General features: G+C 64.9%; 19 protein-coding genes. 15 read left to right on the forward strand and 4 right to left on the reverse strand.

Annotation, left to right across the window (positions count from 1 at the left end):
• Positions 1–43 precede the first annotated feature (43 nt).
• The 6 genes from NLM31_RS04395 to NLM31_RS04420 all read left to right on the forward strand — a co-directional run bounded on the left by NLM31_RS04395 (position 44) and on the right by NLM31_RS04420 (position 7,021).
• Positions 44–505 (forward strand): MarR family winged helix-turn-helix transcriptional regulator, encoded by a 462-nt coding sequence (locus NLM31_RS04395; RefSeq protein ID WP_254191584.1) that lies wholly within the window; start codon positions 44–46, stop codon positions 503–505.
• Between the two features lie 12 nt (positions 506–517).
• Positions 518–1,288, forward strand: a complete 771-nt coding sequence (locus tag NLM31_RS04400; protein ID WP_254191585.1) for an enoyl-CoA hydratase — start codon at positions 518–520, stop codon at positions 1,286–1,288.
• A 124-nt stretch (positions 1,289–1,412) separates the two neighbouring features.
• Positions 1,413–3,494: a methyl-accepting chemotaxis protein gene (locus NLM31_RS04405; protein ID WP_254191586.1), complete on the forward strand. Its 2,082-nt coding sequence runs from the start codon at positions 1,413–1,415 to the stop codon at positions 3,492–3,494.
• 132 nt (positions 3,495–3,626) lie between these two features.
• Positions 3,627–4,565, forward strand: a complete 939-nt coding sequence (locus NLM31_RS04410) for a dihydrodipicolinate synthase family protein (RefSeq protein WP_254191587.1) — start codon at positions 3,627–3,629, stop codon at positions 4,563–4,565.
• A gap of 378 nt (positions 4,566–4,943) precedes the next feature.
• Positions 4,944–6,344 carry a selenium-binding family protein gene (locus tag NLM31_RS04415; RefSeq protein ID WP_254191588.1) on the forward strand — a complete coding sequence of 467 codons (1,401 nt, stop codon included), beginning with the start codon at positions 4,944–4,946 and terminating at the stop codon, positions 6,342–6,344.
• A gap of 83 nt (positions 6,345–6,427) precedes the next feature.
• Positions 6,428–7,021 (forward strand): hypothetical protein, encoded by a 594-nt coding sequence (locus NLM31_RS04420; RefSeq protein WP_254191589.1) that lies wholly within the window; start codon positions 6,428–6,430, stop codon positions 7,019–7,021.
• Here NLM31_RS04420 and NLM31_RS04425 read toward each other — a convergent pair.
• From NLM31_RS04425 to NLM31_RS04435, 3 genes are read right to left on the reverse strand one after another with little or no spacing between them, the layout of a single operon-like run.
• Positions 6,999–7,724, reverse strand: coding sequence for a DUF1045 domain-containing protein (locus tag NLM31_RS04425; protein ID WP_254191590.1), 726 nt, complete (start codon positions 7,722–7,724; stop codon positions 6,999–7,001). The genes NLM31_RS04420 and NLM31_RS04425 overlap by 23 nt on opposite strands.
• A gap of 18 nt (positions 7,725–7,742) precedes the next feature.
• Positions 7,743–8,936, reverse strand: coding sequence for an alpha-D-ribose 1-methylphosphonate 5-triphosphate diphosphatase (locus NLM31_RS04430; protein WP_254191591.1), 1,194 nt, complete (start codon positions 8,934–8,936; stop codon positions 7,743–7,745).
• Positions 8,933–9,592, reverse strand: a complete 660-nt coding sequence (locus tag NLM31_RS04435; RefSeq protein ID WP_254191592.1) for a chloramphenicol acetyltransferase — start codon at positions 9,590–9,592, stop codon at positions 8,933–8,935. Before NLM31_RS04435 ends, NLM31_RS04430 begins: the two co-directional genes overlap by 4 nt.
• 175 nt (positions 9,593–9,767) lie before the next feature.
• On the opposite strand from NLM31_RS04435, the gene phnC reads away from it, so the two are divergent.
• The 4 genes from phnC (at position 9,768) to phnE (NLM31_RS04455) (ending at position 13,378) form a co-directional block, all read left to right on the forward strand.
• Positions 9,768–10,577 carry a phosphonate ABC transporter ATP-binding protein gene (phnC, locus tag NLM31_RS04440; protein ID WP_254191593.1) on the forward strand — a complete coding sequence of 270 codons (810 nt, stop codon included), beginning with the start codon at positions 9,768–9,770 and terminating at the stop codon, positions 10,575–10,577.
• Between the two features lie 60 nt (positions 10,578–10,637).
• The gene (phnD, locus tag NLM31_RS04445) at positions 10,638–11,576 is read left to right on the forward strand and encodes a phosphonate ABC transporter substrate-binding protein (RefSeq protein ID WP_254191594.1); all 939 of its coding nucleotides are present in this window, start codon (positions 10,638–10,640) and stop codon (positions 11,574–11,576) included.
• A gap of 75 nt (positions 11,577–11,651) precedes the next feature.
• A complete protein-coding gene (gene phnE, locus NLM31_RS04450; RefSeq protein WP_254191595.1) occupies positions 11,652–12,536 on the forward strand; it encodes a phosphonate ABC transporter, permease protein PhnE in 885 nt (294 codons plus the stop codon).
• Entirely contained in the window at positions 12,533–13,378 is an 846-nt protein-coding gene (gene phnE / locus NLM31_RS04455; protein WP_254191596.1) for a phosphonate ABC transporter, permease protein PhnE, read from the forward strand. The genes phnE (NLM31_RS04450) and phnE (NLM31_RS04455) overlap by 4 nt, the downstream gene beginning before the upstream one ends.
• 169 nt (positions 13,379–13,547) lie before the next feature.
• On the opposite strand, the gene phnF is transcribed toward phnE (NLM31_RS04455), so the two are convergent.
• Positions 13,548–14,276, reverse strand: coding sequence for a phosphonate metabolism transcriptional regulator PhnF (gene phnF / locus NLM31_RS04460; RefSeq protein ID WP_254128096.1), 729 nt, complete (start codon positions 14,274–14,276; stop codon positions 13,548–13,550).
• Between the two features lie 120 nt (positions 14,277–14,396).
• On the opposite strand from phnF, the gene phnG reads away from it, so the two are divergent.
• The 5 genes from phnG to phnK are packed head-to-tail and all read left to right on the forward strand — an operon-like array spanning position 14,397 to position 18,288.
• Positions 14,397–14,861, forward strand: a complete 465-nt coding sequence (phnG, locus tag NLM31_RS04465) for a phosphonate C-P lyase system protein PhnG (RefSeq protein WP_254191597.1) — start codon at positions 14,397–14,399, stop codon at positions 14,859–14,861.
• Between the two features lie 4 nt (positions 14,862–14,865).
• Positions 14,866–15,474 (forward strand): phosphonate C-P lyase system protein PhnH, encoded by a 609-nt coding sequence (gene phnH / locus NLM31_RS04470; RefSeq protein WP_254191598.1) that lies wholly within the window; start codon positions 14,866–14,868, stop codon positions 15,472–15,474.
• Positions 15,475–15,477: 3 nt separating this feature from the next.
• Positions 15,478–16,593 carry a carbon-phosphorus lyase complex subunit PhnI gene (locus NLM31_RS04475; RefSeq protein ID WP_254128099.1) on the forward strand — a complete coding sequence of 372 codons (1,116 nt, stop codon included), beginning with the start codon at positions 15,478–15,480 and terminating at the stop codon, positions 16,591–16,593.
• Entirely contained in the window at positions 16,590–17,498 is a 909-nt protein-coding gene (locus NLM31_RS04480; protein WP_254191599.1) for an alpha-D-ribose 1-methylphosphonate 5-phosphate C-P-lyase PhnJ, read from the forward strand. Before NLM31_RS04475 ends, NLM31_RS04480 begins: the two co-directional genes overlap by 4 nt.
• Positions 17,491–18,288, forward strand: a complete 798-nt coding sequence (phnK, locus tag NLM31_RS04485; RefSeq protein WP_254128101.1) for a phosphonate C-P lyase system protein PhnK — start codon at positions 17,491–17,493, stop codon at positions 18,286–18,288. The genes NLM31_RS04480 and phnK overlap by 8 nt, the downstream gene beginning before the upstream one ends.
• Positions 18,289–18,293 lie beyond the last annotated feature (5 nt).

The following is an 18,293-nucleotide window of genomic DNA, read 5'->3' on the forward strand; positions in this document are numbered from 1 at the left end:
CGCAGTCTTTGACAATGCGCCGGAGCTGCCCTATATATTTCGCATGCGAAATAAAGAGCCAGCCGCGAAGCATCACCGGTTGATCTATCTGCTGAACGTCGCGCAGCGCCGTTTGCAGCGCTGGATGGCGGCTCAGCCCTCGCGCGAGGTGACGCCGGCGCAGGCGGGATTGTTGTTCATCCTCGGCAAGCAGGATGGAGCCTTGATGAGCGAAGCGGGTGCGGCCCTCGACTTGGGGCCGGCCGGCATTTCCGGCCTGGTCGATCGCAGTGCTGCGGCGAGGCTGGTCGAGCGGCGGGCCGACCGCGAGGACGGGCGCGCCTTGCGCGTGTGGCTGACGCCAAAGGGGCGCACCGTGCTGGCGCAGGCGAAGACCGACGCGGCCGCGGTCAATGCGGCGCTGACGGAAGGATTCTCCGCTGCGGAGATCGATGTCGTCGCGCGCTGGCTGACGAGCATTCAGGACAAGTTTCCGCGAGACCTGACAAAAGATCCAGAGGACTGAGAGGTGAGACAAATGACCGAGCATGTGCGAGTTGAGACCAACAACGGAATTCTCACGCTCACGCTGGCGCGCCCCGACAAGAAGAACGCGCTGACGGACGCGATGTACGGCAAGCTCGCCGACACCATCGAATCGGCCGAGTTCGATCCGTCCGCGCGCGTGCTGCTGATCCGCGGCGAGGGCGACATGTTCACCGCCGGCAATGATGTCGGCGAGTTTGCGGCCGTCGCGTCGGGCAAGTCCGAAGGCAGCCGCAATGTCGGCCGCTTCATCCAGTCGCTGGCGCGCTGCACCCGCCCGCTGGTCGCAGCGGTGCAAGGCCGCGCCGTCGGCGTCGGCACCACGATGCTCCTGCATTGCGATCTCGTCGTGCTCGCCGACAACACCCAATTGTCGACGCCTTTCGTCAGTCTCGCGCTGGTACCGGAAGCCGCATCGAGCCTGCTGATGCCGGCACGCATCGGTTATGCCCGTGCCTATGAGATGTTTGCGCTCGGCGAGACCGTGCCGGCCAAGGCCGCGCTGGAATGGGGTTTGGCCAACCGCGTGGTGCCGCTCGACAAGCTCGATGCCGAGGCGCTTGCGCTCGCTCAACGCCTTGCCAGGCAGCCGGCCGGCGCGCTCACGGCAACCAAGAAGCTGATGCGCAACGGCGAGGCGCTGGTGGCGCAGATGCTGGCGGAGGGCGAGCAGTTCGCGCAGCGCCTGCGCACGGCGGAGGCGCGCGAGGCGTTCACGGCTTTCGCGGAGCGGCGTCCGCCTGACTTCACGAAGGTTTCGTGACGTCGGAGCCTGATTAAAGGTTTGGCAAACCGGGGAATTCCCGGCATTTGACTAAAACCTTAACTGAACATTGGCATGTCGCGCTGCAAGGTGGCCTCTCCTGGAAGTAGGCCCCTTGTGACTCATGACAATGTTTAAGAAATCGGTAAGCTCGCTTCTCCTGACCCTGATGGCCCTGCTGGCGGCCGGTGCGCTCGCCTCGACGGCGATCCAGATGGTCGGAGCTTTCGGTCGCTACAGCGACAGTCTCGAGACCGCGCGGCTTGCCGCGGCCGACAAGGCGATCTTCCACGGCGTGCTGTCCCTGCGCAACAATCGCGGCGATGCCCAGAGCGCGATCCTCGGCGAGGACGATCCGCGCGCCAAACTCGCCGAAGCCGAGAAGGCAGAGCTGGGTGGCTATGACGGCATCAATGCCGCGCTCGCCACCGTCGATTTCGCCCGTCGCGATGAACTCGCCAGCACGCTGACGCAGCGCTGGGGCGAGGCCGCACCGCAGTTCCAGCTGTTCTACGACGAGGCCAAGCGCCCGCGCGCCGAGCGCAAGATCGAGCGGACCAATTCGTGGTACGACGCCGTCACCAAAGTGATCGACACCGCGAACCTCGCTTCCACCGCAGTGTCGAACCGCGCCTGGATGAACGATCCCTTCATTGCCCGCATGATCCAGGTCCGTCGCCTCGCCTGGCAGGTGCGTGACCGCTACGGCATTCATTGCTCGGTGCTGCGCTCGAACGTCAACAGCAGCAAGCCGCTCGACGACACCCAGATGCGGTCACTGGCGCAGTGGGACGGCACCATCGCCTCCGGCTGGGCCGGCATGGCCGAGCTCCTGGCGGCGCCCGACGTGACGTCGGAACTGGTCACCGCGGCCAAGGAGGCGCAGGCCAAGACCGACGGCGTTCTCAAGCAGATCGGCGATCTCACCAGGAGCTTTGACGGCAGCGGCAAGCCGGCGATGCCCGCGTCGGAATGGAATACGCTCTGCCAGTCGCCGTTCCCGCTGATCGTCGCGGTCGCGACCAAGGCACTCGACCAGTCGATCGCGCGCGCCGAGACGGTGCAGGCCAAGGCACTGACCAATCTCGTGGTGCAGTCGCTTGCGTTCCTCGTCGCGCTCGCCGTGACGCTCACCGGCGTCTATGTCGTGCGCAATCGCCTGATGCGCCCGGTTCGCGCCATTCTCGACGCCATCGCCCGGATCAGCGCCCGCGATTATGCGACGCCGGTTCCGCAATCCCGCTATCCCGACGAATTCGGTACCATGGCGGCCGCTCTCGAAAGCCTGCGCGAGAGCGCGGCGACCGCGGAGCGTCTGGGCCGGGAACGCGAATCGCAGCAGGCCCTGCAACTCGCCCGCTCCGGTACCGTCGACGACGCATGCCGCAGTTTCGACGACACCGTGCAGGCGGTGATCCAGAGCGTCGCGGCGTCGACCAGGGAGCTCGATGCGACCGCGACCGATGTGCGCACGCTGGTGTCGGAATCGAGCAGCCAGACGGCTGCGGTCTCCTCTGCCGCCGAGCAGGCCACCAACAATCTCGAGAGCATCGCGGCTGCGACCGAGGAACTCTCGGCCTCCGTCGGCGAAATCTCGGCGCAGGTGCAGTCCAGCGCACGCGATGCGCGCGAAGCGGTGTCGCAGGTGGAGCAGACCAACGCCACCGTCGAGATCCTCGATCAGACCGCGGGCCGCATCAGCGAAGTCGTGAAGATGATCCATGCCATTGCCGGCCAGACCAATCTGCTCGCCTTGAACGCGACCATCGAGGCGGCGCGCGCCGGCGAAGCCGGCCGCGGCTTCGCGGTGGTTGCCGGCGAGGTCAAGAGTCTCGCGGCGCAAACCGCGACCGCGACCGAGGAAATCTCGCGCCAGGTCGAGGAGATCCAGGGCGCGACCGGGCAGGCGGTCGCCGCGATCCGCTCGATCGGCGGTGCCATCAGCGGCATCGACGAGAAGATGACCGCGATTGCCGCCGCCGTCGAACAGCAGCGTGCGGCCACCACCGAAATCTCGCGCAACTTCCAGCACGCCGCCCAGGGCACCCGCGAGGTCACCGATACCATCGGCAGCGTCGCCAAGCTCAACCAGGAGACCGGCAATGCCGGCTCGGTGCTGTCCCAGTCCGTGACCAAGATGTCGGCCGATGCCGACCGGCTCCGGGTCGCGGTCGAGGGCTTCCTTGGCGCGGTGAAGACCGCCTAGGCTTTCATTCCTTGTTCCAACGGCAAGCGGATCGGCATTGCCGTGGGTGCCTGCGGCCTGTAAATGGTAGCGGTACCAAGCATGCCCGCGGGCGTGTCGAAACTAACGGCAGGACGACAGGGAGTAATTTCGATGCCGGTCACCCCCCACAAGGCTCAGCGCCCCTATCGCGGCGTGTTCCCGGTCGCGCCGACCATCTTCGACGAGCGTGGCGAGCTTGACCTGGACGGTCAGCGCCGCTGCATCGACTTCATGATCGATGCCGGCTCGCATGGCATCTGCATTCTCGCCAATTTCTCCGAGCAGTTCGTGCTGACCGACGCCGAGCGCGAGACCGTGATGCATGCCGTGCTGGAGCATGTCGCCGGCCGCGTGCCCGTGATCGTCACCACCACGCATTTCAGCTCGGCGGTGTGTGCGGCGCGGAGCCAGCAGGCCGAGGCCGCCGGTGCGGCTATGGTCATGGTCATGCCGCCCTATCATGGTGCGACCTTCCGGGTGCCGGAGAAGGGCATCGTCGAATTCTTCAAGGTGCTCTCTGGCGCGATCAACATCCCGATCATGATTCAGGATGCGCCGGTCGCGGGCACGCCGCTGTCGGTCGAGCTGCTGGCGCGGCTGGCGCGCGACTTCGGCAACATCCGCTATTTCAAGATCGAGGTGCCGGGCGCGGCGTCAAAGCTCCGCAGCCTGATCGAGGCGGGCGGCAAGGACATCGAGGGCCCCTGGGATGGCGAGGAGGCGATCACGCTGATGGCCGATCTCGACGCGGGCGCGACCGGCGCGATGACCGGCGGCGGCTATCCCGACGGCATCCGCCAGATCATCGATCCCTATTTCGCGGGCGATCGGGAGAAGGCGAAGGCCGCCTATGAGCGCTGGCTGCCGCTGATCAATTACGAGAACCGTCAATGCGGCCTGATCGCCTGCAAGGCGATGATGCAGGCCGGCGGTGTGATCAAGTCGGATGCGGTCCGCCATCCGCTGCAACCGCTGCATCCGGCGACGCGGGCGGGATTGCTGGAATTGGCCAAGGAGCGTGACGCTCTGGCGCTGCGCTGGGGGAAGTAAGGCTCGCCATTGCGAGGAGCCCTCAACGCGTAAGCTCTCGTAGGGTGGGCAAAGCGTAGCGTGCCCACGACCTGCGTATTATCGAGAAAGGACGTGGGCACGGCGCTTCGCGCCTTTGCCCACCCTACGAGACTGCGCACTCCGCTGTCGTCCCGCAAGCGCGCCTGTGCAGGACACGCTCCAGCCCATCCATCAGCCCATTCTGACTGAAAGCGTCGAATTAACGCGGCTCGGGCGGTTTCCCGTAGCGCGGTGATGACATATTGTACGGCTGCCAACACGCCTGCGGAGCATCTCAAGACATCGCGTAACACCTCTTCATTATGCCGTTATCCCGAGCCAGGTTGGCGCGAACCGACAGAACAGGGAGGCAGTGCCATGACGATGAGGCCGGATCCCACCTTTCACGCATCGCCCAAGCTTGCGATGGAAGCACCTGCGGAGAACTTTGCCTACACCTTGCTGCTGAGCCCCGATTTTTCAAGACCGGATGCTCTCGCGGTCGTCGACGTCAAGCCGGGATCGCCGACCTACAGTCAAATCGTCCACACCGTGACGATGCCTAACAAGGGTGATGAGTTTCATCACTTCGGCTGGAATGCCTGCTCGTCCGCCTTGTCGCCGCTCGCCGGACACGCCTTCATCGAGCGTCGCTATCTCGTCATCCCTGGGATACGCTCGTCGCGGATCTACATCATCGATACCAAGCCCGATCCGACCCAAGCCAAAATCCACAAGATCATCGAACCAGAGGAAGTCTTCAAGAAGACCGGCTACTCGCGGCCGCACACGATCCATTGCGGGCCGGACGGCATCTATGTGAGCACGCTCGGCGGCGGCGGCAAAGACGGCACCAACGGACCTCCAGGCGTCTTCATCATGGATTGCGAGACGTTCGAGGTCCTTGGACGGTGGGAAATCGACCGTGGCCCGCAGACGCTGCACTATGACTTCTGGTGGAATCTGCCGCGCGATTACATGGTGACGAGCGAATGGGCGTTGCCGCCGCAGTTCGAGAACGGGATCGTCCCGGAGGATCTCCTCGCGAACAAATATGGCCATCGTCTCCATTTCTGGGATCTCCGCGCCCGGCGCAACGTGCAAACCATCGACCTCGGCGCCAATCATCAGATGGCGCTGGAGGTACGGCCCGCGCACGATCCGGTTCGCGAGTACGGCTTCGTCGGCGTCGTGGTCGACACCACCAATCTCGAAGCATCGATTTGGACCTGGTGGCGCGAGGGCGGAAAATTCCATGCCGAAAAGACGGCGACGATCCCTCCCGAACCAGCGCCGAAGGAGAAGCTGCCGCCGCTGCTCCAGGGATTTGGCGCCGTGCCGCCACTGGTGACAGACATCGACCTGTCGATGGACGATCGGTTTCTCTACGTCTCGTGCTGGGGCACGGGTGAAATGCGCCAGTATGACGTCAGTGATCCGCGCAAACCGAAGCTTGCGGGCTCCGTCCACATCGGCGGCATCGCGCGCCGCACGCCCCATCCGAACGGCAAGACCTTTGCGGCAGGTCCGCAGATGGTCGAGATCAGCCGCGACGGCAGGCGCGTGTATTGGACCAACTCGCTCTATTCCACCTGGGACGACCAGTTCTATCCCGAGGGAGTTCCGGGCGTGGAAGTCATGGCCAATGTCGGTCGCAATGGCGGCCTCGAGCTCGCCAAGGACTATTTCGTGAGCTTCCCCGACGGATATCGTGCGCACCAGATCAGGCTCGAGGGCGGCGATTGTTCGACGGACTCCTTTTGCTACCCGTCGGTCTAGATTGGGGGCACACGAGCCTCGCGTTTGGCTGGCTCTGGCTCGCTCTTGTTGCGAGCGGTCTCTATCACGGGGTCAATCCGGGGATGGGATGGCCGCTCGCCGTTTCGGCCGGGCTCATGGACAAGAGCCCGCGCGCGCTCTTTCGCGCGTTGTGGGCGCTGTCGGCCGGGCATCTCCTGGCAACACTTTTCGTGCTCCTGCCATTCGCGTTCCTGCTCGTCCTCGCCGAGTGGCAGCGCGCAATCCAGCTCATCGCGAGCCTTCTCGTCATTGGCTTCGGCATCTATCAGCTGATGGCGCGGCGCCATCCCCGTGCGCTGGCACGAATTCCGCCGACGCAATTGGGGCTCTGGTCATTTGCCGTGGCCATTGCTCACGGCGCCGCCTTGATGCTCGTGCCGATTTATCTCGGACTCTGTCAGGCCTTCGAGCTCGATGCCGGCCATCGGGCGGCGGGCGCGCTGATGAAGGCAAGTCTGGGGATGATGTTGCTGGTGTCCGTGGTGCACGTGACTGCCATGGTCAGCGCCGGCGGATGTCTGGCGTGGCTGGTCTATCGCTATCTGGGATTGAAGTTCATCTCGCGAAGCTGGTTCAATCTGGATGCAGTCTGGGCGACCAGCCTGGTTCTGGTCGGCGCGGTAGCGCTCGCCTTCAATCTCGTGAGCTGGCGTTGAGATCCATATGCGCCAGAGCCCACTCGCCGATGATGCGGAAGTGCGCCTTAGCATCATCCTGCTTGAACAGCGTAATGCGATCGATCGCGAGCGTCTCGAGCTTCAGCGCCGCAAACCGTGCCCGCAGCATCTCCAGAATTGGCCTGCGGCGCTCGGCATCCAGCCGCCCCGTCAGCGTCATGTGGAAACGGAATTCTTCCATTACGTAAGGATAGCCCCAGCGGTCGAGATACTCGCGCTGCCGCTCGCTGAGCTTTTCGGGCTTCCGCCGCGCGCGGTCTTCCGCGGTCAGGGCCGGACGAAATGAATCGAAATCGCGGACGCAGTCGGCCGCCAGTTGCTGGAGCGCGTCGACCGGCTCGGCTGGAATGACGGCGATGAACCCGCTGATGGCATCGACCACGGGGCGGATCACCGGGATCGGCCGCGCCTTCTCGGCGAGTGTCGCACAGGCACTCTTGAGCTCAGCCTCGGTCCTGCCGGATGCCAGCGCCATCGGCGCCTTCAGCGTGCCGTGAAAGCCGTATTTGCGGGGATCGGCGGTGATGTCGCGCCAGTCCGGCGCGACATCCAGAGCGCCTTGCGGAAACGAAACCTCGTCGTCCGCATAGGCATCATAGCCAAGCAACTCGGCGCCGAAGCGTGACAGCGCATTGTCGGCGCCGGCGGCAAAATAGATCGCGTAGCGGGGAAAACCTGTCATTGTCGGAGCATAGCCAATTTATGCCGCAACGACAGTCTCGCGCGGCGTCACCGCTGTGCCAAGCAGCCGGCTCGCATCGGTGAGATGCACGAGCGTGCCCGCGGCGATCACCGCGATCAGCCGCGGCCGCAGCGTCACGCTGTCGTCGACCAGCAGGATGTCGGCGCGACGGCCCGCGGCGAGCGTACCGCGATCGGTCAGGCCAGTGGCGTGCGCCGGTGCCGACGAGATCAGTTTCCAGGCCTCGTTAAGCGGCAGCACGCCGTCGGCGACTAGGCGGAACGCAGCGAGCAGCGGCGCCGGATAGTAGTAGTCGGACGCGAGCACCGAGCAGAGCCCCTTGGCGATCATGTCGGAGGCCTTGGTCCAGCCGGTGTGGCTGCCGCCACGCACGACGTTCGGCGCGCCGTAGACGATGGCGTCGCCATGATCCGCGGCTTCGCGCGCCGTCTCCTCGTTGACCGGAAATTCGGCGAGCGTCACGCCCATGGCGCGAAAGTCCCGGCGCATCGCCGGGGTCGCATCGTCATGCGAGAGCATCCGCACTTCGGCGCTACGCGCCGCAGCAGCGAGACGGGTGATGGATGCCGGAACGTCGGCTGCACGCGACACGATCCGCGCGACGAGCGCGTCGAACTCCTCGCTCGACAGGCCGGTGCGCTCCACCATGCGGTTGCGCTTGCGTGGATTGGAGATGTCGGCGACGACTCCATCCATGTGGTCGTTGAAGGCGAACAGGTCGACGCGGCCCTCGGCCAGCCATTGGACGATCTCGGTCTCGGCATCGAGATTATAGGTCTCGTGCCGCAGGTGGAAGCGGGTGTCGGCGGCGAAATGCGGGCGCTGCCGCTCGATCGCCTCAAGCAGGCGCCTTGCATTGTCGCCGCTGCGCAGGCCGGGCTCCCACGACCATGTCGTGGCGTGGAACACCGTGGTGATGCCGTTGCTGATGACCTGGCGATCGGTGTCGGCGAGCGCGACGTCGATCGGAAAGTCGACGCCGGCGCGCGGCATCATCTGCCGCTCGAAGGCGTCGCCGTGCAGATCGACGATGCCGGGCAGCACCAGCAGATTGCGCGCGTCGATCGCCAGCCGTGCGCGGCCGCGAGATGCATCGATCTGCGCGATGTCGGTTCCCGATACTGCAAGGGAGGTCTCGGTGAGCTCGGAGCCGATCAGGGTCCGGCCACCCTCGATGAAAATGTCTGTCACGCGACCGCGCTTCGTTTGCTGGCAGGGGAATGTACCCCTGCTTCATATGTCGTCAGGAAATCTTCAATCGCGAGCTTGCGGAAATCAGGCAGCGCCGCACGCAATTTGTCGTGATCCCAGTCCCACCATGCCAGCCTGGCCAGCCGTCCGGCAACATCTTCCGAGAACCGGCGGCGCACGATGCGCGCCGGATTGCCGGCGACGATGGTATAGGCCGGCACGTCCTTGGTGACGATAGCGCCGGCCGCGATCACCGCGCCGGTGCCGATGTTGCGGCCCGGCAGCACGACTGCGCCATGGCCGATCCAGACGTCATGGCCGATATGGACGTGATGTTGGCGCCGCCAGTCGAAGAATTCGGTGTCGTCGCTCTCGCCCGGAAAGTAGGCGCTGGAGCGGTAAGTGAAGTGCGCCTGCGTGGCGCGATGCATCGGATGATTGCCGGGATTGATCCGCGTCATCGCCGCGATCGAGCAGAACTTTCCGATGGTGGTGTAGGTGATCTGCGCGTCGTTGACGACGTAGGAGTAATCGCCCATCGCCACTTCGTGCAGGATGGTGCGCGCGCCGACCTCGGTATAGGCCCCGAGCCGGGTCTCGTGCAGCTTCGCCGAGGGATCGATGGTCGGTTCAACCGAAAGCACTTTGCCGGCCATGTTGCGTCCGAAAGCTTGAGGGCGAGGCGTTCGTCTTCGAGTGGCTCGATGACAATGTCATGACGATGCAATGACAGGGGATGAGGTGTGTTGGATCGCCGCACCGCATCGCGCATGTCACACAAGTGTCAAGCGCCGGGGATAGCGGTGGGCTCCAGCTACTCTGGAGCCCTGCATGCTGGTGGTTGAAGGTCTGACGTGCCGCTTCGGCGCAAAAGCCGCGGTGGACGACGCTTCGTTTCAAATCTCCCCCGGCGGCTTCGTCGGCGTGATCGGGCGCTCGGGCGCCGGCAAGTCGACCATGCTGCGCATGATCAATCGTCTGGCGACGCCGACGCAGGGCCGCATCCTGTTCGACGGTCTCGACGTCACCGCGCTGCGCGGCAAAGAGTTGCGGCAGTGGCGGGCGCGATCTGCGATGATCTTCCAGCAGTTCAACCTCGTCGGTCGGCTCGACGTGCTGACCAACGTGCTGATGGGACGCCTCGCCACCATGCCGGCTTGGCGCTCGCTGTCACAGATCTGGCCGGAGCAGGACAAGGCGCTGGCGATGTCCGCGCTCGAGCAATTCGATATCGCTTCGCTCGCTGCCCAGCGCGCCGATCAACTCTCCGGCGGCCAGCAGCAGCGTGTTGCGATCGCGCGGGCGCTGGTGCAGCAGCCCGACATCATCCTCGCCGACGAGCCGATCGCCTCGCTCGATCCGCGCAACACCAAGATCGTCATGGATGCGCTGCTGCGCATCAACAAGCATTTCGGCATCACCGTGCTCTGCAACCTGCATTCGCTCGACCTGGCGCGCAGCTATTGCGACCGGCTGATCGGCATGGCGGCAGGCCGGGTGGTGTTCGACGGTGCGCCGTCCGCACTGACCGACCTCGTCGCGCGTGAACTCTACGATCTCGAAGCCGCCGACGTCATGGGCGGCACGCCTGCGCCGATGCCCGAGGGCGTTCCCGCGCTCGGAACGGCCGCGGCCGCCTGAGCGGCACCTGTTGAATTTCCTGTTTCGCGTCAACCGACCCCAACCGATGAAGAGGGTATCATGATCACTCGCAGACTGGTTCTTGCCGGCGCCGCCGCGCTCGCGTTCACCGCTTCCGCTTCAGCCGAGGACTGGAAGGCCAAGTATCCCGAGCTGACCTTCGCGGTCGTCCCGGCCGAGAACGCCTCCGGCGTTACCGAGCGCTGGGCGCCGTTCATGAGCTATCTCTCCAAGGAATTGGGCGTGAAGGTCACGCTGCGCATCGCCAACGACTACGCCGCCGTCATCGAGGGCCAGCGCGCCGGCAACATCCAGATCGCGTGCTACGGCTCGGCCTCGTTCGCCCGCGCCCGCCTGACCGGCGTCAAGACGGACGCGTTTGCCAGCGACCTGAACGCTGACGGCGGTACCGGCTACTACTCGGTATTCTTCGTCAAGGCGAACAGCCCCTACAAGAACATCGATCAGCTGAAGGGCAAGAATCTCGGTCTGGTCGACCCGAATTCAACCTCCGGCAACAACGTGCCGCGCTTCGAGCTCGACAAGATGGGCATCGCGGACGTGGATACCTATTTCAGCAAGGTCGTCTTCACCGGTAGCCACGAGAACGCGATCCTTGCCCTGGCACAGGGCACGGTCGATGTCGCCGCCAATCAGTGGACCAGCGATGACGATTCGACCCTGGCGCAGATGCTGACCAAGGGCATGCTGAAGAATGCCGATGGCTCGCCGATGAAGAGGGAAGATTTCCGCATCATCCACAAGTCGGCGCCGATCATCGGGCCGTCGATGTACGCCTACAGCTCCGATCTGCCTGACGATCTGAAGGCGGCGATTGCGAAGGCGTTCTTCGATTCGCCGACCAAGGACAAGGAGGCGTTCGATCGCCTCTCCGACGGCCAGAAGAAGGGCTTTCATCCCGCCACCACCAAGGACTGGGATGCCACGATCGAGCTGATCAAGTTCGTCGACGCGCTGCGTAAAAAGAAGGCGTCCTGATCTCAGGGCGACGTCACTGGAGCCGGGTCGATGGACCCGGCTCTTTCTCTTTGATCGAGCATTTGCCCTGATCCGATGACGACAGCGGTTTCGATCCTTCCCGAGCAACAGCTCGCCGCGCTCAACGCCGCCTACCGTCAGGCGGTCGCGCGCAAGCGGCTGCGCCTCATGTTGGGGTTGGTGATCTTCGCCGCAGCGTTGGTGCTCGCAGCGATCGGCGCCGAGGTGAATCTGCGCACGCTGTTCACCTATTTCGGCAACTTCGTCAGCTATTTCGACCGCATCCTGACGCTCGACAGTGGCCAGCGCGTCTGGACCGATATCGGCGAGTGGCTGTGGGGCTGGCGCAAATGGCTGAAGATGCTGGGCGAGACGCTGCTGATCTCCTATGTCGGCACGTTGATTGGCGCCACCTTCGCTTTTGTCCTGAATTTCTTCGCGGCCGAAAACACTTCGCCCGGGCCATGGCTGCGCTTCGTGGTGCGGCGCCTGCTTGAATTCGCGCGCACTGTTCCCGGAATCGTCTTCGCGCTGATCTTCGTCATCGCCTTCGGCCTCGGGCCGATGGCCGGTGTGCTCGCGATCGCGATTCACTCCACCGGTGCGCTCGGAAAGCTGTTCTCGGAGATCGTCGAGAACGCCGACATGAAGCCGGTCGAGGGCGTCCGCTCGACCGGGGCGAGCTGGCTGTCCTGCATGCGCTTCGCGATCCTGCCGCAGGTGACCGCGGCCTATGCCAGCTATGCGCTGCTGCGCTTCGAGATCAATGTCCGCGAAGCCTCGGTGATGGGCTTCGTCGGCGCCGGCGGCATCGGCCAGGAACTCGTCGTTGCCATCCGAAAATTCTATTACTCGGACGTCAGCGCCATCCTGCTGCTCATCATCGTCACCGTCTTCATCATCGATATCAGCACGGGCTGGCTGCGCGGTCGCCTGTTCGGCAAGGAGGCGCGGACGTGACGGGACCGCAGGAGGTCGATACCGCTGAGATCCGCGCGCGCCACCCGGATGTGTTCGACCGGCCGGCCTCGGCGCGGCTCGCTATGCCGGCCATGATCGTCGCGGCGCTCGGCATCTTCATCTACGGTCTGGTCGATCTCGACTTCTCGCCGTCGCAGTTTGTCGCCGGCCTCAGCCAGCTCGGCTGGATCAGCATGATGATGATCCCGCCCGATCCCGGGTCGTCGCTGCCGATCTATCTGAAGGCGCTGGGCGAGACGCTGTCGATCGCGCTGCTCGGCACCACGCTGGCGGCCGTGTTGGCGCTGCCGGTCAGCCTGTTCGCGGCCCGTAATATCGTGCCGGGCGTCGTGCGCTTTCCGGTGCGGCGCTTCCTGGATTCGATCCGCGGCGTCGATACGCTGATCTGGGCGCTGGTGTGGATCAATGTCGTCGGGCTCGGCCCGTTCGCCGGTGTGCTCGCCATCGCCGTGTCGGATTTCGGCGCGTTCGGAAAGCTGTTCTCGGAGGCGATCGAAGGCGCCGACCAGAAGCAGGTCGAGGGCATCCGCGCCTCCGGCGGCAGCGCATTGCACGAGATCCGCTTCGGCCTGATGCCGCAGGTACTGCCTGTGATCGCCGGCCAAGTGCTCTATTTCATCGAGTCGAACACGCGTTCGGCCACCATCATCGGCATCGTCGGTGCTGGCGGCATCGGGCTTCAGCTGGCCGAACAGATCCGCGTGCTGGAATGGCAGAAGGTGTCGTTCCTGATCCTGATGATCCTGGTCGCGGTCGCCGCGATCGATTTCATCTCGGGCAAGCTGCGGTTCGCGATCATTGGCCGCAGGGCGGTGGCCTGAGGTCTCCTTCTTCCCTTCCCCCCTTGCGGGAGAAGGTGGCGCGAAGCGCCGGATGAGGGGTTCTCTCCGCGCATTCAATCGAGTGTTGGACTCGCGGAGAGAACCCCTCACCCGTCTCGCCGCTACCGCGGCGAGCCACCCTCTCCCACAAGGGGAGAGGGGAAGAGCCCTACGGCTCCACCAAAAACTCCACCCGCTCCGCCGCGAATCGCGAGTGCTTCGTCACCAGCGGTTTGCCCTCGAGATCGAGGTCGGTCGCGTCAACCACCAGGATCGGCCGCCCCAGCGGCAGATCGAGCCGCGCGGCGTCGGTGGCGTCGACGATACCGGCGGTGATCCGGGTGGCGCCGCGGCGGTAGTCGCGGATCCCGTAATGCTCGAGCATCTTCGTCATCGAGCGCGTGGCGGCAAACACCGTGCCGGCGCCCGGAAACAGCTCTGCCGACAGCCAGGTCGTGGAGACGCAGATCGGCGTGCGGTCGGCGAGGCGGATGGCCTCGATCCGCACCAGCGGCGCGCCGGTCTTCAATCCCAACTCCCGCGCGAGCTCGCGGGTCGCCACATCGTCTGATGCCTCGATCATCTGGCCATGCGGCTCGCGGCCGTCGGCGCCGACGATCTCGGAGAAGCGCGTGCGCGAGCGCAAGGGATAAGCGAGCTTCTGCGCTTCGACATAGGTTCCGCTGCCGCGCTCGGCGCGCACGATGCCGCGCTCGGCAAGCGCCGCCAGCGCGCGCCGCACGGTGTGACGATTGACGCGATAGGTTTCGGCGATTTCCATTTCGCCCGGCAATTTGTCGCCTGCGGCAAAACGGCCGTCCGCGATGCCGCGCTCGATGCCGTCGGCAACGAGGCGCCACAATGCGACGCCTGAAGAGGCGGTGTCCTGCATGCTCATGTCGACGGTCAGCCTAGCCCGAAAATCACACGCTTGTCACGAAACAGTCATGGCGCTTCCGTATCAAGTTGTCTATTATCATAGACAACTTGAATTCGGCAAGTTCTGTCAAAACGGTCGGTGGATCCGGTGACCCAACACAACACCCAGCAAGCCCAGCGCCAGGCCGCCATGGTCGTGCTGGCGCACGCGGAGGCGGGCGAGATCGCCGCCCGCCTCCGCACGATTCCCTTGCCCGGTCATCAGGATCTGCGCGAGCCCGAGAACGGTCTGGTGATGCTGCGCGGCCGGGTCGGCGGCGACGGCGCGTCGTTCAATCTCGGCGAAGCGACGGTGTCGCGCGCCGCGGTGCGGCTTGCGAGCGGCGAGGTCGGCTTCGGCTACACGCTCGGGCGCGACGGCGAGAAGGCGCGGCTGATCGCGTTGTGCGACGCGCTGGTGCAGTCTCGCGATTTTGGTGGGCTGGTGGAGCGCGACGTTATCGCGCCGTTGCGCGAGCAGCTTATGATTCGGCGCAGCCGCGCGGCGGAAGAGACCGCCGCGACGAAGGTTGATTTCTACACCATGGTGCGCGGTGAGGGGTGAGGCCATGACCACGATTGCGGAACTGCCGCCGGGGTTCGTCGACAAGGTGTTGTCGGCGCAATCGACCTTTCGCTCGGTCATGGATGCGATGGCGCGACCGGGCGCGGTCCAGCGCATCGTGCCGATGGCGGGAACGGCCGGCCCGATGATGCGCGGCACCGCCGCGATCGCGCTGACGCTGTTCGACCACGACACGCCGCTCTGGCTCGATGCGCGGATGTCGGAAAGCTCCGACGTCCTGAAATGGCTCAAGTTCCACACCGGCGCGCCGGTGATCCAGGATTCTTCCATCGCGGCTTTTGCGCTGATCAGCGACGGCGTGTTGCTGCCGCCGCTGGAGCGTTTTGCGCTCGGCACCAACGAATATCCTGACCGATCGACCACAGTGATCATTCAGGTCGAGAGCCTGGATTCAGGTCCGAGTTTCGAGCTGCGCGGCCCCGGCATCGACGGTGTCGCGACGCTGCAGGCGTCGTTCAAACCCTTCGACCTGTTTGACCAGCTGCGGTTCAACGAGACGCTGTTTCCGCGCGGCATCGACGTGGTTCTGGTCGCCGATGACGCTGTGGTCGCGATCCCGCGCACGACCCGCGTTACGAGCATGGGAGTCTGACGCATGTATGTCGCAGTCAAAGGCGGCGAACGCGCCATTGAGAACGCCCATCGCCTGCTGGCCAATGCACGGCGCGGCGACCAACGCGTCGCGGAAGTCTCGCTCGACCAGATCTCGGAACAGCTCGGGCTCGCCGTCGACCGCGTCATGAGCGAAGGCTCGCTCTATGACCGTGAGCTGGCAGCGCTCGCGATCAAGCAGGCCCGCGGCGATCTGATCGAAGCGATCTTCCTGGTCCGCGCCTTCCGCGCCACCTTGCCGCGCTTCGGCACCAGCGAGCCCGTCAATACCGCTGCGATGCGTGTGCAGCGGCGGGTGTCTGCGACCTTCAAGGACATTCCGGGCGGCCAGATCCTGGGTCCGACCTTCGACTACACGCACCGCCTGCTCGATCCCTCGCTCGCTGAAGGTTTTGTGCCGGAAGCGCCGGCGACATCGGAGGCGTCAACTGCGGCGACGCCGCGCGTCATGGACATTCTGGGTCGCGACGGGCTGATCGAGACCTCGCCGCAGACGGAAGACGGCGCCAGCGTCGGTGATCTCACCCGCGAACCGCTGAACTTCCCGGCCGATCGCGACCTGCGCCTGCAAAATCTCGCGCGCGGCGACGAAGGGTTTTTGCTGGCGATGGGCTACTCCACCCAGCGCGGCTATGGCCGCAATCACCCCTTCGTCGGCGAGATCCGTTTCGGCGAAGTCGAGGTCGAGTTCGCCGCCGAAGACGTCGGCTTTGCCGTGCCGCTCGGCGCGATCGAGCTCACCGAGTGCCAGATGGTCAACCAGTTCAAGGGCTCCGCGACGGAAGCGCCGTGCTTCACGCGCGGCTACGGCCTCGCCTTCGGCCAGAGCGAGCGCAAGACCATGTCGATGGCGCTGGTCGACCGGGCGTTGCGCGCCCGCGAGCTCGGCGAAGAAGTCGGAGCCCCTGCGCAAGATGAAGAATTCGTGTTGTCGCATTCGGACAACGTCCAGGCGACCGGCTTCGTCGAGCATCTGAAGCTGCCGCATTATGTCGACTTCCAGTCCGAGCTCGGATTGCTCCGCAAGCTGCGCAAGGAATTTGCCGAAGCCTCACCTGACGCCAACGCGCCCGATGCCATGAAGGAGGCCGCGGAATGAACGCGCCCGCCTATAACTTCGCCTATCTCGACGAGCAGACCAAGCGGATGATCCGCCGCGCGATCCTGAAGGCGATCGCGATCCCCGGCTATCAGGTGCCGTTCGCCAGCCGCGAGATGCCGATGCCCTATGGCTGGGGCACCGGCGGCGTGCAGGTCACGGCCGCGATCCTGGGACCGCAGGACGTGCTGAAGGTGATCGACCAGGGCTCCGACGACACCACCAACGCGATCTCGATCCGCAAATTCTTCGCCAAGACCGCCGGGGTCGCGACGACGACGTCGACGGAAGATGCGACCGTGATCCAGACCCGCCACCGCATCCCCGAGGCGTCGCTGCACGCGAACCAGGTGCTGGTCTACCAGGTGCCGATCCCGGAACCCCTGCGTTTCCTCGAGCCGCGTGAGACCGAGACGCGCCGCATGCACGCGCTCGCCGAATACGGGCTGATGCATGTGAAGCTCTATGAGGACATTGCCCGCTTCGGCCACATCGCGACCGCCTACGCCTATCCGGTGAAGGTGAACGCGCGCTACGTGATGGACCCGTCGCCGACGCCGAAATTCGACAATCCCAAGATGGACAATTGCCCGGCGTTGCAATTGTTCGGCGCCGGCCGCGAGAAGCGCATCTATGCGATCCCGCCTTACACCCAGGTGGTGTCGCTCGATTTCGAGGATCATCCGTTCGAGCCGTACCGTTTCAACGCGCCCTGCGCGCTGTGTGGCGCCGAAAATTCCTACCTCGACGAAATCGTCACCGACGACAAGGGCAGCCGCATGTTCGTCTGCTCGGACACCGACTATTGCGAGGGCCGCCAGGCCGCCGGCCATCACGGCAGCATGAGCGCTGCGCCGTACAAGGACAAGGCGCAGGGAGAGGCACAAGGGAAAGCAAATGGCTGACCAGGATCTCCTCGAAACCGATCAGCCGCTGCTGGTCGCTGATACCCTCAGCAAGTCCTACGGCCGCATTGCCGCCTGCCGCGACGTGTCGTTCTCGCTTTATCCCGGCGAAGTGCTGGCGATCGTCGGCGAATCCGGCTCCGGCAAGTCGACGCTGCTGCAATTGCTGTCGGGCCAGCTCGCGGCGAGCGGCGGGCAGGTGTCCTATCGGATGCGCGACGGCGTCACCCGCGATCTTGCCGCGCTTGGCGAAGCCGAGCGGCGCCTGCTGTTCCGCACCGATTGGGGTTTCGTGCATCAGGATCCGGCGCAGGGTCTGCGCATGGCGGTCTCCGCAGGCGCCAATGTCGGCGAGCGACTGATGGCGGTCGGCTGGAATCACTATGGCCGCATTCGCGAGAGCGCTTCCGACTGGCTGACCCGTGTCGAGATCGACGTCGCGCGTATCGATGATGCGCCGCGCACCTATTCGGGCGGCATGCGCCAGCGCCTCCAGATCGCGCGCAATCTCGTCACCGGTCCGCGGCTGGTCTTCATGGACGAGCCGACCGGCGGCCTCGATGTGTCGGTCCAGGCCCGCCTGCTCGATCTCCTGCGCAATCTCGTCGCCGAACTGCACCTCGCCGTCGTCATCGTCACCCACGATCTCGCGGTTGCACGCCTGCTGTCGCATCGCGTGATGGTGATGAAGGGCGGCCGCGTCATCGAGACCGGCCTCACCGACCAGGTGCTGGACGATCCGCGCGAGCCCTACACGCAACTCCTCGTTTCCTCGATTCTGCCGCCATGAGCTCT

It is taken from the genome of Bradyrhizobium sp. CCGUVB4N (assembly GCF_024199945.1).
Taxonomy (GTDB): Bacteria; Pseudomonadota; Alphaproteobacteria; order Rhizobiales; family Xanthobacteraceae; genus Bradyrhizobium.

Excerpts from the sequence above, each read along its gene's own strand:
- NLM31_RS04395 (WP_254191584.1), top strand. The coding sequence starts at position 44 with ATGCGAAATAAAGAGCCAGCCGCGAAGCATCACCGGTTGATCTATCTG.
- NLM31_RS04400 (WP_254191585.1), top strand. The coding sequence starts at position 518 with ATGACCGAGCATGTGCGAGTTGAGACCAACAACGGAATTCTCACGCTC.
- NLM31_RS04405 (WP_254191586.1), top strand. The coding sequence starts at position 1,413 with ATGACAATGTTTAAGAAATCGGTAAGCTCGCTTCTCCTGACCCTGATG.
- NLM31_RS04410 (WP_254191587.1), top strand. The coding sequence starts at position 3,627 with ATGCCGGTCACCCCCCACAAGGCTCAGCGCCCCTATCGCGGCGTGTTC.
- NLM31_RS04415 (WP_254191588.1), top strand. The coding sequence starts at position 4,944 with ATGACGATGAGGCCGGATCCCACCTTTCACGCATCGCCCAAGCTTGCG.
- NLM31_RS04420 (WP_254191589.1), top strand. The coding sequence starts at position 6,428 with ATGGGATGGCCGCTCGCCGTTTCGGCCGGGCTCATGGACAAGAGCCCG.
- NLM31_RS04425 (WP_254191590.1), bottom strand. The coding sequence starts at position 7,724 with ATGACAGGTTTTCCCCGCTACGCGATCTATTTTGCCGCCGGCGCCGAC.
- NLM31_RS04435 (WP_254191592.1), bottom strand. The coding sequence starts at position 9,592 with ATGGCCGGCAAAGTGCTTTCGGTTGAACCGACCATCGATCCCTCGGCG.
- phnC (WP_254191593.1), top strand. The coding sequence starts at position 9,768 with ATGCTGGTGGTTGAAGGTCTGACGTGCCGCTTCGGCGCAAAAGCCGCG.
- phnD (WP_254191594.1), top strand. The coding sequence starts at position 10,638 with ATGATCACTCGCAGACTGGTTCTTGCCGGCGCCGCCGCGCTCGCGTTC.
- phnE (WP_254191595.1), top strand. The coding sequence starts at position 11,652 with ATGACGACAGCGGTTTCGATCCTTCCCGAGCAACAGCTCGCCGCGCTC.
- phnF (WP_254128096.1), bottom strand. The coding sequence starts at position 14,276 with ATGAGCATGCAGGACACCGCCTCTTCAGGCGTCGCATTGTGGCGCCTC.
- phnH (WP_254191598.1), top strand. The coding sequence starts at position 14,866 with ATGACCACGATTGCGGAACTGCCGCCGGGGTTCGTCGACAAGGTGTTG.
- NLM31_RS04475 (WP_254128099.1), top strand. The coding sequence starts at position 15,478 with ATGTATGTCGCAGTCAAAGGCGGCGAACGCGCCATTGAGAACGCCCAT.
- NLM31_RS04480 (WP_254191599.1), top strand. The coding sequence starts at position 16,590 with ATGAACGCGCCCGCCTATAACTTCGCCTATCTCGACGAGCAGACCAAG.
- phnK (WP_254128101.1), top strand. The coding sequence starts at position 17,491 with ATGGCTGACCAGGATCTCCTCGAAACCGATCAGCCGCTGCTGGTCGCT.